16 protein-coding genes are annotated in these 16,003 nt (G+C 55.0%); 9 read left to right on the top strand and 7 right to left on the bottom strand.

Features of this window, described 5'->3' with window-relative positions; genetic code table 11:
- Nucleotide 1 precedes the first annotated feature (1 nt).
- The 7 genes from ACMHXI_RS13570 (at nt 2) to ACMHXI_RS13540 (ending at nt 5,562) form a co-directional block, all read left to right on the top strand.
- Nucleotides 2-1,351, top strand: coding sequence for an ATP-binding cassette domain-containing protein (locus tag ACMHXI_RS13570; protein WP_025009166.1), 1,350 nt, complete (start codon nt 2-4; stop codon nt 1,349-1,351).
- Nucleotides 1,341-2,024 carry an energy-coupling factor transporter transmembrane component T gene (locus tag ACMHXI_RS13565; RefSeq protein ID WP_115389474.1) on the top strand — a complete coding sequence of 228 codons (684 nt, stop codon included), beginning with the start codon at nt 1,341-1,343 and terminating at the stop codon, nt 2,022-2,024. The genes ACMHXI_RS13570 and ACMHXI_RS13565 overlap by 11 nt, the downstream gene beginning before the upstream one ends.
- Entirely contained in the window at nt 2,011-2,565 is a 555-nt protein-coding gene (locus tag ACMHXI_RS13560; protein WP_037436264.1) for a hypothetical protein, read from the top strand. Before ACMHXI_RS13565 ends, ACMHXI_RS13560 begins: the two co-directional genes overlap by 14 nt.
- A gap of 13 nt (nt 2,566-2,578) precedes the next feature.
- Nucleotides 2,579-3,310 carry a DNA-binding protein gene (locus tag ACMHXI_RS13555; RefSeq protein ID WP_025009170.1) on the top strand — a complete coding sequence of 244 codons (732 nt, stop codon included), beginning with the start codon at nt 2,579-2,581 and terminating at the stop codon, nt 3,308-3,310.
- The gene (locus ACMHXI_RS13550) at nt 3,311-3,526 is read left to right on the top strand and encodes a hypothetical protein (RefSeq protein WP_025009171.1); all 216 of its coding nucleotides are present in this window, start codon (nt 3,311-3,313) and stop codon (nt 3,524-3,526) included.
- 161 nt (nt 3,527-3,687) lie between these two features.
- A complete protein-coding gene (locus ACMHXI_RS13545; RefSeq protein ID WP_144168199.1) occupies nt 3,688-4,869 on the top strand; it encodes an HD-GYP domain-containing protein in 1,182 nt (393 codons plus the stop codon).
- 75 nt (nt 4,870-4,944) lie between these two features.
- A complete protein-coding gene (locus ACMHXI_RS13540) occupies nt 4,945-5,562 on the top strand; it encodes a paraquat-inducible protein A (RefSeq protein ID WP_025009173.1) in 618 nt (205 codons plus the stop codon).
- Here ACMHXI_RS13540 and ACMHXI_RS13535 read toward each other — a convergent pair.
- Genes ACMHXI_RS13535 through ACMHXI_RS13520 form a run of 4 tightly spaced genes read right to left on the bottom strand, consistent with a single transcriptional unit; the run spans nt 5,553 to nt 11,107 of the window.
- Nucleotides 5,553-5,858: a DUF3240 family protein gene (locus ACMHXI_RS13535; protein ID WP_044735510.1), complete on the bottom strand. Its 306-nt coding sequence runs from the start codon at nt 5,856-5,858 to the stop codon at nt 5,553-5,555. The genes ACMHXI_RS13540 and ACMHXI_RS13535 overlap by 10 nt on opposite strands.
- Complete coding sequence (locus tag ACMHXI_RS13530; protein WP_208185247.1) at nt 5,855-8,908, bottom strand: efflux RND transporter permease subunit; 3,054 nt, start codon at nt 8,906-8,908, stop codon at nt 5,855-5,857. Before ACMHXI_RS13530 ends, ACMHXI_RS13535 begins: the two co-directional genes overlap by 4 nt.
- 1 nt (nt 8,909) lies before the next feature.
- Nucleotides 8,910-9,932 (bottom strand): hypothetical protein, encoded by a 1,023-nt coding sequence (locus ACMHXI_RS13525; RefSeq protein WP_208185246.1) that lies wholly within the window; start codon nt 9,930-9,932, stop codon nt 8,910-8,912.
- Entirely contained in the window at nt 9,929-11,107 is a 1,179-nt protein-coding gene (locus ACMHXI_RS13520; protein WP_208185245.1) for a TolC family protein, read from the bottom strand. The genes ACMHXI_RS13525 and ACMHXI_RS13520 overlap by 4 nt, the downstream gene beginning before the upstream one ends.
- Before the next feature lie 150 nt (nt 11,108-11,257).
- On the opposite strand from ACMHXI_RS13520, the gene ACMHXI_RS13515 reads away from it, so the two are divergent.
- Nucleotides 11,258-11,782 carry a helix-turn-helix transcriptional regulator gene (locus ACMHXI_RS13515; protein ID WP_107005845.1) on the top strand — a complete coding sequence of 175 codons (525 nt, stop codon included), beginning with the start codon at nt 11,258-11,260 and terminating at the stop codon, nt 11,780-11,782.
- A gap of 405 nt (nt 11,783-12,187) precedes the next feature.
- On the opposite strand, the gene ACMHXI_RS13510 is transcribed toward ACMHXI_RS13515, so the two are convergent.
- Nucleotides 12,188-13,111, bottom strand: coding sequence for a YeiH family protein (locus ACMHXI_RS13510; RefSeq protein WP_101059576.1), 924 nt, complete (start codon nt 13,109-13,111; stop codon nt 12,188-12,190).
- Between the two features lie 227 nt (nt 13,112-13,338).
- Nucleotides 13,339-13,944 carry a malate synthase gene (locus tag ACMHXI_RS13505; protein ID WP_368873297.1) on the bottom strand — a complete coding sequence of 202 codons (606 nt, stop codon included), beginning with the start codon at nt 13,942-13,944 and terminating at the stop codon, nt 13,339-13,341.
- A 94-nt stretch (nt 13,945-14,038) separates the two neighbouring features.
- On the opposite strand from ACMHXI_RS13505, the gene ACMHXI_RS13500 reads away from it, so the two are divergent.
- The gene (locus tag ACMHXI_RS13500; RefSeq protein WP_144168201.1) at nt 14,039-15,577 is read left to right on the top strand and encodes a DUF3612 domain-containing protein; all 1,539 of its coding nucleotides are present in this window, start codon (nt 14,039-14,041) and stop codon (nt 15,575-15,577) included.
- 104 nt (nt 15,578-15,681) lie between these two features.
- Here ACMHXI_RS13500 and ACMHXI_RS13495 read toward each other — a convergent pair whose 3' ends face one another.
- Nucleotides 15,682-15,999: a hypothetical protein gene (locus ACMHXI_RS13495; RefSeq protein WP_109247463.1), complete on the bottom strand. Its 318-nt coding sequence runs from the start codon at nt 15,997-15,999 to the stop codon at nt 15,682-15,684.
- Between the last annotated feature and the right edge of the window lie 4 nt (nt 16,000-16,003).

The following is a 16,003-nucleotide window of genomic DNA, read 5'->3' as shown; positions in this document are numbered from 1 at the left end:
AATGCGCTTACTCGAACTCGAAGGGATCAATTTCAATCATGGCTGTTTGCAGCCCTTGATATTGAGGGATCTGGATCTAAAAATAGAATCCGGCTCCTGCCACTGCATCAGTGGTCCCACGGGTTCGGGTAAATCCAGTCTGCTGGCTTTGCTTGCCGGGCTGCAACGGCGTCCCTGTGAAGGCGGCATTTTCCGCCGTCAGGGGTTGTTGGTGGGCCTGGTGATGCAAGATCCCCAGGTGCAGATACTGCGCCAGACAGTCGGGGCCGAAGTGGCCTTTGCCTTGGAAAACCTCGGTGTGCCAAGCGGCCAGATGATCTCCAGAGTGCAGCATGCATTGCGCCGGGTGGGGCTGTTTGTCTCGCTGGAAACTCAAGTCAGCAAGCTGTCTCTCGGACAGAAATATCGCCTGATGATCGCTGCCCAGTTGGTGAGTGAGCCTGCGGTACTGCTGTTGGATGAACCTTGGGCGCAGTTGGATGACGCCGGTGTCGATGAACTGCTGGCAGTAATCCGTAACCTGCTGGCGGAAGGTATGGCTGTGGTACTGGTGGAGCATAATCCCCAGGCTTTTTCCTCAGTTGTTGAACACTTCTGGTACCTGGACCAAGGGCGCCTGTTACCCGGCAGTTACCGGGTCGAATCCGCCAGCCATTTGAAACGCCTGGAGCCGGACCGAAGTCGGGAACTGGTCAGTGCCACTTCATTTGAATTTCGTTATCAGGGGCATTCGCCCCTGTTTGTGTGTCAGCAGGGCCTGTCTTTGGGCGCCGGTGAGCTGGTTACTCTGGTGGGTAACAACGGCTCGGGCAAGAGCAGCCTGCTGAAGGCGATAGCCGGTATTCAACCCGCGGTGGCGTCGATGCCACTGCGGGTCTTTGGCCGTAAGCCCAAGCCTGGTGCCTATGGCCCCATGCTAGGCCTGTTGATGCAGCGCCCCAACCGTCAGTTGTTTGAAGCCACAGTCATAGAGGAGATGCAGTTCAGCCTGCGCCGCTTCGACCTGCCGCTGTCCCGGGCCGAGAGCCTGCTTGAGCAGCTCGACTTGCTGCATCTTGCCCAAAGCTCGCCCCATACGCTTTCCTATGGGCAGCAGCACTTGATTGCCCTGGCCTCTATCGCTTGTTTAACCCCCAGCTTGATGCTGTTGGACGACCCCTTGGCGGGGTTGGATGGCAAGCATCTGGGGCAGCTTTGGCAGATACTCAACTATCTGCGGGAACAGGGCGGCAGCATAGTGATTGCCAGCCACAGACCCCTGCCGGGGTTACCTTGTAGTCAGCTGTGGCAGTTGCAACAAGGCCAACTGGAAATCGAGTTTGCCCCAGAGGAGGTTGCCTGTGTGGGCTAAAGGACGGCGCCACGGCCGTGCTTCTCCCAAGGGGCTGAATTTAGGTTTGTGGGGCAGTGCCACAGCCTTGTTCTTGGTAGTGACTCTGTCATCGGCAGCCTTTCTCCTGCCTCAGGCGCAGCTTCCCTGGCTGGCGGCCATTAATCTTATCTTGGTGGTTCATGGTATGCTGCAGCGCGGCGCCATAGGCGGGGTAATCCGCTTTGTTCTGCTGCAACTCGGCTTTACTTTGGGGCTGTATGCACTGATGCATGGTGGCGAGCAGCTGGGACAAGGTACCTTGGCGGTGGCCCGCATCACCTTGGCGCTGCTGCCGGGATGGTGGCTATCGGTTACCGTGCGCCCGGAGCGGATCGGTGAGGTGTTATGCCTGATCATGCCGGCTAAATGGGCCTTTGTGGTGGCCGCTTCTATAGGTCTGCTGCCCTTTATGACCCAGGAGATCGCCGAGATCTACCAACTGCAGCGGCTGCGGGGAGCGCGAATTGCGCCCAAGCAACTGCTCAACCCCCGCAACTGGCCTGAACTGGCCTACTGTGTGTTATTTCCCCTCTTGATCCAACTGCTTAAATTGGCCAAACAGATGGCGCTTGCCGCCAAGAGTCGCCACTTTGGCCACACTTCCAAGCCGACCCATTGGCAGGACAACCGGAGCGAACATGGCAACAAATAAAATCAAAGGATTTCAATTGCAGGATGCGCTCTTTATCGGCTTTTGTGCCACCTTATTGGTGGCAGTCAAGAGTATGCTCAGGCTGAAACTCGGCTTGTCGGGACATTCTATGTTGCTGATGAGCTTTTTCTATCTCACCTGTTACGGCATTGTCGGACGCATGGGCGCCATGACAGCTTGCGGCGCCTTGGCCGGAGTGGTTGCCATGACCTTGGGCGTGGGCAAAGGCGGCCCGCTTATTCTGCTCAAATTCGTGGTTCCGGCTGTGTCCATGGACCTGGCGCTTCTGCTGCTGGCCAATGCTTTCAACTTGCGCTGGCGTTTCATCGCCCTGGCATTGGTGGGTTGTATCGCCTGGGCCGCTAAAGGGCTGGTAGAGGATTTGCTGGTGGGCATGAGTGAGCAGGTGGCCTTGGTGCGCTTTGGTCTCAAGTGTTTGCAAGGTGGAGCCTTTGCCATAGTCGGGGCCCTGCTGGTGCCCCCCGTTTTGAGACGCCTCAAGGCTCACGATCTCCTCCACAAAGATACCCAGACAGATTGATTAAGGTTTATTGATGAAAGATTGGCTGATTTGTATAGACGATACCGATGATATTGGCACCAAAGGCACCGGCGAGATCGCTTCCGAGATTGCTGAATTGTTGACCCAGCAAGGCGGGCAAACCTCCCTGGTGACCCGGCATCAGCTCTATGTGCATCCGGATATTCCTTACACTTCCCACAATAGTGCCATGTGCTTTGGTTATCGTGGCGAGCTTACCTTGGAGGCGATACGTGAGGTGGCCATAGCTCATCTTCTCAGGGAATCAGCCAGCGCCGCCGACCCTGGGTTAGCGCTCTTGTCTCTGGCCGATTTCAGCGGCCAGGACGCACTGATGGCTTTTGGCCGTGAGGCCAAGCAAGAGGTCAAGACCAAGGAGCAAGCCTACGGCTTGGCCGAACACTTGGGTATCAGTCTCAGCGAGCACGGTGGCACGGGGCAGGGTGTTATCGGCGCGCTGGCGGGCCTCGGGCTCAGGCTCACAGGGAATGATGGCCGGGTGAAAGGCCAACTGAAATTTGGCCAGACAGATGAAGCGGCGCCCTTCAGCGTTGCCGACATACTAAATCGCTCTGAGCTGGATGGCGTATTGACCACAGATGGTGAGTGGTTGCAGGAAACCGACACTGTCTGGCTCGGCGGCAAGGTCAAAGCGGTGTGGGCCGAGCATAAGTTTGCCCTCCTGGTCAGCAAACGTGGCGCCGAGTGGCACAATGCCGGCAAACAGCAGCTGAAGGAGTTCTGAATGCAGCAATGGTTTGAACTAAAGCAGGGCAAACGCTTGTTTCTCGGTGGCAGCAGCAATCTGCAGGCCGCCCGAGAGGTGGCCGGCCAGTGTGTTTGCTTTGCCGAAGATGACGAAGATGAACAGATAGATGATGTCACTCGCTCCTGTTACAACTGCCAGTATCGCCGCTGGTTGAGTGAAGGGTTTCAATGTCTTGGCCCAATATCTGAATGAGATTGGCATCATAAAGACAAATTTTACCCCCTAGGATGCATAGGCATTTCCGGCTTTGGCTTCTAGAATAAGGCAGAGCCGAGTGACATTTGTTGGAGAGTCGTTAACCCCTGGCAAACGTTTTTCGGATTGAGGCCAAAAGCATTTGCCGGAGTGAAAGAATGACCGATGTGGTATCGACAGCAGCCCTTTTGAAGTTGCCCGTCACTCAATTGGGGATAGGCATGTATGTCTCGGCCATTGAGAACAACGGCCAATTGGCCGTCGCCAATGCCGGCCAGATCAGGAGCCGCCAGGCAATCACTAAACTCAGCAACAGCGGCATTCGCTTTGTCTGGGTCGATGTGGAGCGTTCCAGCGACAACTGTGGCCTGAAAAAACAACGCCCCGCCTTCAATCACCATCCCCGTAAAACCTCGGTGAACCATCAATTGGCAATAGGTCAGGCCAAACAGCTACTGACAGAAGCCAAGGGCTTGGTGCGCAAAGTCCTCAGTGAAACCTTCGAAGGCAAGGCAATAGAAGTCGAGCCTTTTGCGGCACTGGCAGACAATATGATCGAGTCGGTGATGCTCGACTCGGATGCGATGAAGTGCGTTTCTGCGTTGAGATCCAAAGATGCCTACCTGCTGGAACATTCGGTCAATGTTGCCTTCCTGCTGATCACCTTCGGTAAGTATCTCAAGCTAGATCGCGAGATGCTCAGACAGCTGGCCATCGGCGGTATTCTCCACGACATCGGCAAGATCAAGGTGGATAACAAGATACTGCACAAGCCGGGCAAGCTGACGCCGGAAGAGTTTGAGTACATGAAGCTGCATCAGGCCTACGCCATCGAGATCATGGAACAGGCCAAGGGCTTGTCTCAAGTGAGCAAGGATGTGTGTCTGATGCACCATGAAAAACTCGACGGCCGTGGTTACCCGAGGGGCCTGAAAGGAGATGCATTGCCGCTGCATGGGCGTATGAGCTGTATCGTGGATATCTATGATGCCCTTACCGCCACCCGCTGCTATAAAGAGGCGATGAGCCCGGCAGCCGCCTTTAAGATTCTGCTCAGTCTGACGCCCTTTCATCTGGATGAGAGCCTGGTGTACGAATTCATCCGTTGTATCGGTGTCTATCCGGTCGGTTCATTGGTGCAACTGTCCGATGGCCGAGTGGGCATAGTCTGGGAATCCAAAGACAGGGACGTGTTGCACCCCATAGTCAAATGCTTCTATTCATTGAAGTTTAAGCGATATACCGATGTGACCATGGTGGATCTGCAAAAGTCTGATCTCAACATAGACAGAGGTGTATCGCCCAGCTCTTTGGATGTCGACCCCAAGCCCTTCTATTGATCTGGCGGTAAACTGGGTAAACTGTTGGGCCCACCGAGTGGTGGGCCTTTTTGTTGAGTTTGTGGAGTGACCCCGATGCGCCGAATTTTACCTATCATGACCCTGTTATTGTCGCTGGCCTTGCTGATCCCCGGGGTGACTCAACCTATTTTGAGTGTCAGCGGCACGGTGGAAAAGGCCGAGCTGACCGAAGCCGGGTTGGACATGATTGCCGAAGCCGTCAGTGATGGTTCCGGACGCGACAGTGCCAGGGGAATGCTGGCGATGATCAGCGGTATGCTGGGGCTGAACAATCTTCAAGGTGAAATGGAGGTGTTCAACAAGACCCGCAGTATCTGGGGTACAGTGACCGAGCTGCATCAACACGGCAATACCCTGGTGGCGGCGCTGGTGATGCTGTTTTCCGTGATAGTGCCGGCCTGCAAGCTGGGGCTGATGCTGCTGGCTCAGGCGCCGCTGTCCAGTAAGGTGCGGCAGATCATCGACAGTATTACCGCGGCCATTGCCAAATGGTCCATGGCCGACGTATTTGTGGTGGCGCTTATCATCACTTATATGGCCGGCAACGCCTCGGCCGGCATGGGGGATTTGGTTCACACCCACGCCAGCCTGGAGTCGGGCTTTTGGTTCTTCCTCGGCTATTGCCTGTTGGCCATCGCCGGCCAGTATTGGCTCAAACCCCGTCAGTCCTGACCCAGCACGCCGTCTGTCGCTATCGGTACTATCCAATAGCGGCAGGGGTTGTGGCGGCAGACCTCCGCCAGGGTTTGCAGCAGCATCTGCTGTGACTCTTGCGGGTGCATCACCTCAAACTTGTAGAATTCCCGATAACCTTCCACCTGTTCCTTGAGATTGAAGTGGCTGTGCTCGCGGCTGAAGCCACAGATATTGATCAGGCTGAAGCCGGAGAGGTAGTCCAGCGACATCAGAGTGTCGACCACATCGTCTTTTAGATTGTGCTGCACTATCAGCACCAAGAGTTGTTTCATTGGCGTTTCTCCAGGGTTTGATACAGCAGTGGCAACAAATAGAGGGTGGTGATAGTGGAGGTGATCAGCCCGCCTATGACCACTATTGCCAGCGGCCTTTGAATTTCGGCGCCGGGCCCGGTGGCAAAGGCCAGCGGGATCAGGCCGAACATGGCGGTGGTGGCCGTCATCAGAATCGGCCGCAGTCGGCGGGCGGCCCCCTGTTCGACCCGCTCACTGAGGCTGGCAAACAGATGCCGCGACTGTTCATAGTAACTGACCATCACCACGCCGTTGAGCACGGCTACCCCCAGCAGGGCGATAAAGCCCACTGAGGCTGGCACCGACAGGTATTCGCCCGAGATAAACAGGCTGAAGATACCGCCCATCATGGCAAAGGGGACGTTGGCCAGGATCAGCAAGGCTTTGGAGATATTGCCGAAGGTGGTGAACAGGATCAGGTTGATCAGCATCAGCGCCACGGGTACCACCAACAACAGATTACGGGTCGCCCGTTGCTGGTTCTCGAATTCGCCGCCGAAATTCAGGCTGTAACCGCTGGGCAGAGACAGCTCAGCCGCCAGTTTGCTCTGCAGTTCTTCAACAAAGCCGACGATATCGCGGCCGCTGACATTGGTGGTGACCACGGCAAAACGGTTGCCTTGCTCGCGCTCAATCAGTATCGGCCCTTCGCGATAGCTTATTTGCGCCAGTTCACCAAGGGGCCTGAGGCTGGCATCCGGCATTACCAATAGCCTTTGCTCCAGTTGCGGCAGGCTGTTGATACCATCTGCTGCCTGGGCTATCAGCACGGGAGTTCGCTTCTTGCCCTGGATTATCTCGGTTATGGCCAGGCCTTCCAGTTGGCTCTTGAGATATCGGCCAAACTCATCGGCACTCATGTTGTAACTGCGGGCCAAACCTTCCTTGAGACGGAGGTTGATAAAGGGGCTGCCTTCGGTCATGGCGGTTTTGACATCCTGGCTGCCGCGAGTGGCGCTCGTCAGGTGTGCCGTCTCGCTGGCCAATCTTGAAAGCGTCTCAAGATCTTCACCGAAAATTTTAATCGCCACATCGCCTATGCTGCCGGTAAGCATCTCGGAGACCCGCATCTGGATTGGTTGGGTGAAGTTGAAATTGATCCCCGGAAACTTGAGCACTTCGGTGCGTATGGCATCGATAAGCTCCTCCTTGCTGGCAAAGCGCCACTCCTCCACGGGTTTAAGTTCCATGAAGACATCTGTCTCATTCAACCCCATGGGATCCAGCCCCAGCTCATCGGCACCGGTGCGGGCGACCAACTGGCGTATCTCGGGCACAGTGGCCAGCAGGTGCTGCTCTATCTGAGTATCCAGTGCCAGCGAGGCCTGCAGCGAAATCGACGGGGACTTCTCCAACTGCAGAATAATGTCACCCTCATCCAGGGTCGGCATAAAGGTTTTACCCACCTGAGTAAACAGCCCCAGGCTCAGTACCAGTGCCACCAGTGCCGTGGCGCAAAATGCCTTACCGTGCTGTAACACCCACTGCAGACTGAGCAGGTAGCGCGCCTTGAGCCAGCCAATGGCCTTGGGTTCGTTGGCCGCTTTTTCATTGACCAGATAGGAGGCCAGCACAGGGATCACCGTCAGCGACAGTGCCAGTGCCGACAGCATGGCAAACACTATGGTGATAGCCACTGGGGTGAACAGTTTGCCTTCGAGGCCGCTGAGGGTCAGTAGCGGTGAGAAGACTATGATCACTATCAGGGTGCCGGACACCACAGGCACGGCCACATCTTTGGTAGCGCGGTAGATGAGGTGCAGCCTGGGCAGGCGTTTGCCGCCGGCAATCTGGTTGACCATGTTCTCCACCACCACCACGGAGGAGTCCACCAACATGCCGATGGCGATCACCAGACCGCCGAGGCTCATCAGGTTGGCCGACAGATTGAAGTAGCGCATCAGCATAAAGGTGGCCAGTGCCGCCAGCGGCAGCGACAGTGATACCACCAATGCCGCCCGCAAGTTGCCGAGAAACAGCGCCAGTAACAGAATAACCAACACCACGGCTTCAAACAGGGCATCTGAAATGGTGCCTATGGCCGTGCCTATCAGGTTGGCCCTGTCGTAGAACACATTCAGCTGGCTGCCGGGAGGAAGGGTCTTTTCTATCTGGGCCAGCTTTTCCCTTACCAGTTTGATGACTTGGTCGGTATTGGCATCCTTGAGACCGACGATCAAGGCCTCTGTGGTTTCTTCACCATTACGGGTCACGGCGCCGTAGCGGCTGAGATGGCCTATTTCGACCCGGGCGAGGTCTTGCAGGCGATAGCTGCCGCCCTGATTGGTGGCAATCACCAGTTGTTGCAGGGCCTCCAGCGAGTCGATGCGCCCTTCGGTGCGAACCGTCAGGTTATCTGTCCCTAGCGTGATGCGTCCGGCACCCGTGTTGCTGTTGTTTCTCTCGATACGGGCTATCAACTCTTCCTGGCTGATACCGGCCTGAGCCAGGGCGACTGGGTCAGGGGTGATCTGCAGTGTCTTGGCAAAACCGCCGAGAATGTTGACATCGGCGACTCCGGGCACGGTACGCAGCAGCGGCCTGATTTCCCATTCCAGCAACTGACGGCGTTCCAGCAGCGACAACGAGGGATTCTCCAGCGAGAACATAAAGATTTCACTGAGCGGGGTGCTCATGGGGGCAACGCCGCCTTCCAGATCGGCGGGCAACTTGTCCCATACCGCCGCCAAGCGTTCACTCACCTGTTGTCTGGCCCAGTAAATATCTGTGCCTTCGTTGAAGTCCAGGGTGATGTCGGTAATTGCATACTTGCTGGTGGAACGCAGTATCGCCTGCTTGGGGATCCCCAGTAGCTCAGTCTCAACCGGTACTGTCACCTGGGCCTCTATCTCTTCGGCTGTCATGCCGGGAGCCTTGAGGATGATTTTCACCTGGGTCGGCGAGATATCCGGGAAGGCGTCCAGCGGCAGCCCCAACCAGGAATAGGCGCCGGCACCACAGAGCAGCAGCGCTGTTATCAGGGTAAACAGCCTTTGAGTCAGGGAGAAACGGATAATGGCACTGAGCATGCTATTCGCCCCCCAAACCCAGGAGTATGCCTTTGACGGCCGCCACTGAGTCGCTCAGCACCTCGGCACCGACCAGTGTCTCATTGGGCGCCAGGAAGTAGCTGTCGGCGCTGGCTCCTATCACTTGCACGTCGGTTGGCCGCAGCTTGTTTTGGCTGTGACTCAGCACCTGGCTGCCAGTGCCCCAGGAATAGAGACTCTGTTTGGGCACCACCAAGGCATTGATGGACTGCAGCGGAATAACCTGTAGTTGCTGCCCGGGTTGCAGGCCGCAGCTTGGGGGAACGGCCTGGCTCCAGGCGTCGACAAAGCCCTGTTTGGCCAGCTGGTCTTTGCGTCTTATCTGCAGTTGGCACTCTCCGGCCATCACGGCATTGACACTGTCTTTCTGGGCCAGTGGTAAACGTAGCTTAAGCCTGAGTTCGTCGGCGGGCAGTATCCCCAGCAGTGGGGCGCCGCTCATCAGCGGTTCACTGCTATCGCCGTATTGCAGCAATCCGGCCATGGGCGCGTGCAATATCAGAGTCTCGGGATTGTCCCCCGGCTTAAGCAATTCACTGAAATGCTGCAGGTGTTCATATTGCAGCAAAGCGTCGAAATACTGCCGGCTTATCTGCGACCAGGTTTCGGCACCTATGGCGCCGTTGGCCCGCAACTTTTGGTTGCGATCATAGCGCTGCTTGGCGAGCTTGAATGCCGCTTCGGCGGCGGTAAATTGCAGTTGAAAGTGGGCAATTTCGGCGCCCTTAAGTTGCACCAGTGCTTGGCCTCCATCGACCCATTCTCCTTCGGCCACCAACCAGCGTCGTTGTTGGATGGTTTCCGGGGCCGTGAGATAGAAGCTGCTGCCTGGCTGGGCCGCCAATATTGCCGGTACAGGGGCGGCCTCTATCTGTTGTACTTGGTTCACTGAGGTGAAGCTGAGTGTCAGCTTACCTAGGTCCGCAACCGAGATTTCCTGCGCCCACAGCGGGGAGAAGAACAGTGTCGACACCAGTGTGCCAACCAGGGTTTTAGGGGTCATAGGGTAACTCCGAGCGCTTGCAGTTGTTGGGAATGCAGCTGGGCTTGTGCCAGCCGGTTGAGCGACAGCCTGGCTTGGGTATCCAGGGCCTCAAGATGGCGCCGCAGCCAGGACTCATACTGGGCTGGGCCTTGTTCGGCCGTGGTCAGCAGGGTTTCACTGAGCTGTTTGCTCAGCTGCACGGCTTGCTCCAGCCCTTGCTGCTCTTGTTGTAGCTGGGCTTGACGACGTTTGAGTTGCTGCAACAGCAGTTGGCTCTGCAGTAACTGCTGTTGTTGCTGTTGCTCCAGTTGCAGCCTTTGTTGCTGCAACTCGCCAAGCTGTTGCTGGCTCAGGCCGTTGCCAACAGGTAAGGGGATCTCCAGTGCCAGACCCAGAGACTGTTCATCCAGCCCTTGGGTGGCAGTGTTTTTGGCCGTGACAGACACCAGCCAAGGAGTGTCATCTCCTTCGAGTTGGGCGTTTGTGGTGAGCTGCTGACGTTGCTGCTGCAGCGCCAGCAATTGCCACATGGGATGCCCGGCACCGGCATCATCCGGCAGTGGGGTGTCACTTTCATCCAGTGACGGCAGCTGTTGCAGTCCGGTCAGTCGCTTGAGTGCCTCATTGGCTTCTTGTTGTTGTTGCTCCAGTGGGAGTTTAGTGAGCGACAACTCCAGCAGTTCACGTTTTAACAGCAGTACCGAAGTTGCCGGCATTTCACCACTTTGGCTCAGGGCCTGTTGCCGTTGCAGCAGTTGCTGCAGTACCTGTTGCTTGTGGCGCAGTTGCGCCAGCTCCTGCTCGGCTTGTGCCTGTTGCCACCAATACTGACGCAACAGGCCAGAGAGATAGAGGCGCTGCAGCTGGCTTTGCAATTCCAGCATGCGTTCGTTAATGGGCTTGAGCTTGGCATTCTGGCGCTGCATGGCCGGTGACTGAAAAGGCAGGTTGAGCGAGAGCTCCTGCTCATAGCTGTTGTGGCTTTCCAGGCTGCCAAGATGGCTCAAACTGATGCTTGGCAAGCCTGTCAGCCAGTCCGAGCTGTGATATATTGGAGCCAATTGTGCCGAAGATGTGTGCAGCCTGTTTTGACTCAGGGACAAAAGGGCGTCTCTGTCTGTTTCCGGGGCCGCTCTCAGCTGAAACACCATTAACAGCAGGCTACAACCCAGATAGAGGGGGCGGATTTTCATGGGAGTGTCTCTTGGGGAAATACCAGCCGCCAGCCTGGCACTGATTTGGCCTGTCGTCTTCGGTGACCTGTATCATATTTGCACTTATGGGACATATGTACCATAAGGTAACTACATGTTTTTGAAGCCTATTAATCGGGAGTTGCGTCAATGAAGGATCTGGTGATGATAGTGCTGCTCAGTGTGATAATGACGCTGAATCTGCTGGATGTGTTGTCAGATATGCAACTTGGTGTGCCGACTTATCACATAGTGCAGGAGAGCATTTTGGTGGCACTTTCCGCCTGTGGTGCCCTGTATATCAGTTTTGATCTGATCCGCCGCAGCCGCGAGATGCAGTTACTCAAGTCAAAGTTGGCCAATGCCGATGCCAAGATCTGCAATATCTCCAGTCGAATGCAAGCCGCCCGCCAGGAATACACCCAGGCGGTACAGCAACAATTTGAGCTCTGGTCGCTGACCCGCAGTGAGCAGGAAGTGGCTTTATTACTGTTGAAAGGCTTGAGTTTCAAAGAGATTGCCAGTGTTCGCAGCACCAAGGAGAAGACGGTGCGGCAGCAGGCATCGGCAATTTACGCCAAGGCGGATGTTGATGGCCGTCATACCTTCTGTGCCTGGTTTATGGAAGACTTTATTCAACCCGTTGCTAGCGCTGATACTTCACAGGCGGCCTAAGACACGGGTGGCATCTGTCGTTTTGAAGCGACTTTACACGCGTTTCTTGAAGCTAATCCTGCGGCGGCTGAGCAAGTAGGATTAGGCATTTTCCCCGGCAACTTTCCTCCTTGCTACCAGGCTATCCCTGTCTAAGAGAGCGGGTTTCCTGCCAGTTAATGCACATAAAAAGGTATAAAAAATTTTTTCTTAGTGCTTTGGGTTCTTTATTATCGAGAATCGATATTGGCACCCAGGCTCCACAGACACCAATAATAGCGGCATTATTTAACTGTGGAGGTGGCGGTGAAGCCTGGCTATATCCTGCTGTTTCTCTTACTGGTGGTACTGGCATCGACCCAGACCCAAGGCTTGTTGCGGGCTCTGATTGAACTCAGCGCCTTCGCAGGTTTTTGTTACCTGTTTTCAACCCTGCCAGAGAATATAGCCAAGAGACGAGCTGCCGATAAACAGCCAGAGAATCACTCCAAGAAGTAAGGGCTTACTACCACTCTGCTGTAGTTTCCTGAAGGTGATACCACAGCCAATCAGGAACAAACACACCACCAGGGTACGCTTTGCCAGCTCAAATAGTTCCTGATAGATAAATTGGCCCTGAGGTAACACACTGGTGATGGCAATAGCCAGGCAGTAAAACAGAATAAACCCGGGAATATTGAGTTTACCCTTGCCACCAAACAACAAGGCGCTGATTGCCGCCAGAGGCACTATCCACAAGGCACGTGCCAGTTTGATGGTGGTCGCCGTTTTGAGTGCTTCTTCACCGTAGGCGGATGCGGCGCCCACCACGGACGAGGTGTCGTGAATGGCGATGGCGCTCCAAACCCCGAAGTCATGTTGGCTCAGCTGCAGCAGATGACCTATCACGGGAAAAACAAACAGGGCAACCGAGTTAAGTACAAAGACGCAGGCCAGTGCAATGGCGGTTTGTTCGTTGCGGGCATTGATAGCCGGTGCCACCGCGGCGATGGCGCTGCCACCACAGATGGCGGTGCCACTGGCAATCAAGTGACCGACTCGTCTATCCAACCCCAAAACCCGAGTCAACGCCGTGCCCGCCAGCAGGGTCAGCAGTATGGAACCGAGAATTAACGGTAAGTTGCCTACAGAGGCGTCGATCGCCTGTTGCAGCGGAATGCCAAAACCCAGACCGACAATGGAGATGGCCAGCAGTTTTTTGGTCAGTTTCCCCAGATCCCAGTCCGATGGCAACCAGCCGAGATTAGCCAGCACAAATCCCACCAAGAGTGCCAGAGGTGAGGAGATTGCGGGGTGTAGGCAGGCGATGGCAAGCAGGCAAAACAGCCACTTTTTCTGCAGTTGGCTCATGGACAAGAGATAGCAAGATTCCGGGAGCGTTAGTATAAGTGAGGCAAAATGCTAGGAAAACTAAAATTAACTTAATGTACAGCGTAAGTTTTACTGAATCTCTGACTAAGACAGCAGGATCAGGGAAGCCAGTTCCCCGATCCCGAGTTTATGTCATTTCTGGCAGAAGTTTGCTGTGCCTTTTGCTGTGTCTAATAAGGCCAAGTGCCTATGACGCTCTGTTGCGATTAGACCCGTGAAGACAACTGATATTCATGGCCATCTTTGGTGGTAAAGCGTTTGCAACTCTTGTTGCTGCGTGGTTGACCGCCATCATTATGCAACAGGCTAATCCACTCACGTTTGAGTCTGTTTTCCTGGCAGCGGCCATCGATGAGACAGCGTTCCAGCTGAATGTCTTCAATGGTGGCACAGTCGCGGCTGCCGATGCAGCCTTGGCGGTCAAAGCTCAGTTCCAGGTGACAGCCGCAATCATCCTTGAGCAGTATGGCTTCTGGCTCGCTGCGGTGGCCGCTCAGGGCGACAAACTGTTGTGGCTGTTTGAGGCCACACTGGCTGCCATCGGCAAAGCAGGCCAAGAGATGCTGATAGTAAACCACATAACAAACCACCTCGGCATGTGAGCCGTTTGCCAGTGGGAACAGCCGGTCAAGCAGTTGCTTGGCATTGGCCATCTTGTCGGCGATATGGCGTTCACCGAGTGCTTCCACGGCAAAGACGGCTTCGGCGATGAAAGGGTTGTGCTCTTGATTGATTTTTTGCTGCATAGTGGAGATGTTCATCGTCTCGCCCTCGTGTTTGCTTTCCTTGACCTGATGGCACTGTCGCCTCATGGCCGGACAATTCCTGTGAATTGCTTAATTTGTAGGCTAGCGTTTTTTTGATTACAATTTCACAATAAAAATTTTACAGTGTGAATTTTACAAAATGCGCCAAGACCAAAGCCTGATCCGTAAGTCACATTTTCTGGGAACTAAAATAAGAAACCTCAGAAAACGCAATCACTTAACTATGGAAGATTTGTCGGCACGCTGTGTCAGGGTCGATCCTGAGTCGGCACCGTCCGTGTCATACCTGTCGATGATCGAAAGGGGCAAGCGTGTTCCCAGTGCAGGTATGCTGGCGGTCATAGCTGCAGTTTTTCAAAAAGAGGTGAGTTGGTTTCTGGACGATGCGCCGGAGGAGCAGGCTATCACCCCGGACAAAGGACGACGCGGCGGGGTGAGTGGTATGCCGCTGGAGCCGGGCTTCCTGTTCTCCAATGATATTTTGCAGATAGCTATTCCCGAGATGCTGTCACAAACGGGGATCAGCGGCCGCCAGTTTGCCCACCTGTTGATCCGCGCCCATCAGGAACACCATCAAAACCATTTCCCCGATCTGGAACGGGCCGCCGAAGAGGTGGGTAAGAAGCGTCTGCCCTTGTCGGTAGAAGAGATGCTGGATCTCGCCGCGGCGCAGGGACTGAAGATCCAATGGTTCGCCCGACCGGCAAAACAGCTGACGGATGCCCAGGGGATATGTACCGGAGAGTTGGTGACTTCCTACATGGAGCCGCCGGGAACGCTATTTCTCAACGAGATCCTTAAGTCTCAACCAACCAGGCTCAAGTACGATTTGGCGGTGCATATAGGTCACTGTGTGCTGCACAATCGCGATGGGCTGAGCAATGTGTTGACCGTGGGCCGCAGTGGTTTCAGTGAAACCGATCCCCAGATCCAGAGTTCGTCTCTCAATGCCCAGGATATTCTCCAGGCCTGGCGTGGCTTTGAGGCCAGTTTCTTTGCCGGGGCCTTGCTCTGCCCCAAAGTAGCATTCAGGCAACTGCTGGACAGATACGGCTACGAGATAGATGCTCACCGGCTGGCGGGGGTTTCTCCCTCGGTAGCGATGCGGCGTATGACAGTGGTTTCACCTTATCCTCACTGGCATTATTTCGATGCCTATGCTCCGGGCAAGCTAAAAGCTGTGTATCGGGGCAACGGTATTCCGCTACCCTGGGGGAATATGCGGGCGGTGGCCGACCCTTGTCAGCACTGGGCGGTATTTCGGATGATCACCGAGCCCAAGGAGGGCAGTTCGGCGCAGATATCCATTCTGGATGTGGAGCAACAACCCAGGATCTATTGCTGTGAATCGGTCAAGGTAGAAGACTTGGCCGGTAATCATCATGTGCTCTGTGCCGGAATAGATCTCAATCCTGCCATTGAGGCCCAGGGGGAGGATGCCTTGTCATTGGCGCAGGATCTTAAACAAGCTTGTGTCGAGCAGGGCGGAGAAGGTGCCATTCCCAGAAAGATAAAACAGCAACTGCTGACAGTAGCGCGGATACTCAATATTAATTGGGTCGAGCGTGGTATCGCCAGCGATGCCAGATTGATCTGCTCCAGAGGTGCAGTTTGCCCAAGACGCCCCACCTGCTATGGCGAGCAGCCTGAGGTGAGTTTTCCCTGGCCCAAACAATAACCTTGGAACACTAGCAGAACTCTGGGTTAGTAAACACAGGCCATAGATAACTTATATTCATCTATAGCCTGTCTTGAATAGCGCTGGACTTAACGGGTTTTAGCTCACTCTAATATGGCCATTACAAAGCCCATGGTCAACAGAATAGCCATGATCAGTCTAAGGCTGCTCTGTTGTTTCTGATAACGAATAATCACAGGATCCTGGCTGTTGGCCAGAGTGCCAGACTCCAGCGACTGTTTGACTCTTATCGCTATATTTGGTGAATCATTTTCAGCTGTATGAGCCAGTTCAGGATACTGAACCCGTATATGTTTCAGTAGCTGCTGCCAACGCCAAAGCTGCAAGACAAAGAAGAGTCCTGCCAGAATAAACATCAGCCAGGCGATATGTGACAGCGCCCATTCTATCTGTGGTTCCATGAAT

Origin of the sequence: Shewanella sp. BJSY2023SW005, assembly GCF_047314585.1 — a bacterium.
In the GTDB taxonomy this organism is placed as follows: Bacteria; Pseudomonadota; Gammaproteobacteria; order Enterobacterales; family Shewanellaceae; genus Shewanella; species Shewanella algae.
Note: the sequence above shows the minus strand (reverse complement) of the source record. Positions and strands in the feature narration are given on the sequence as shown.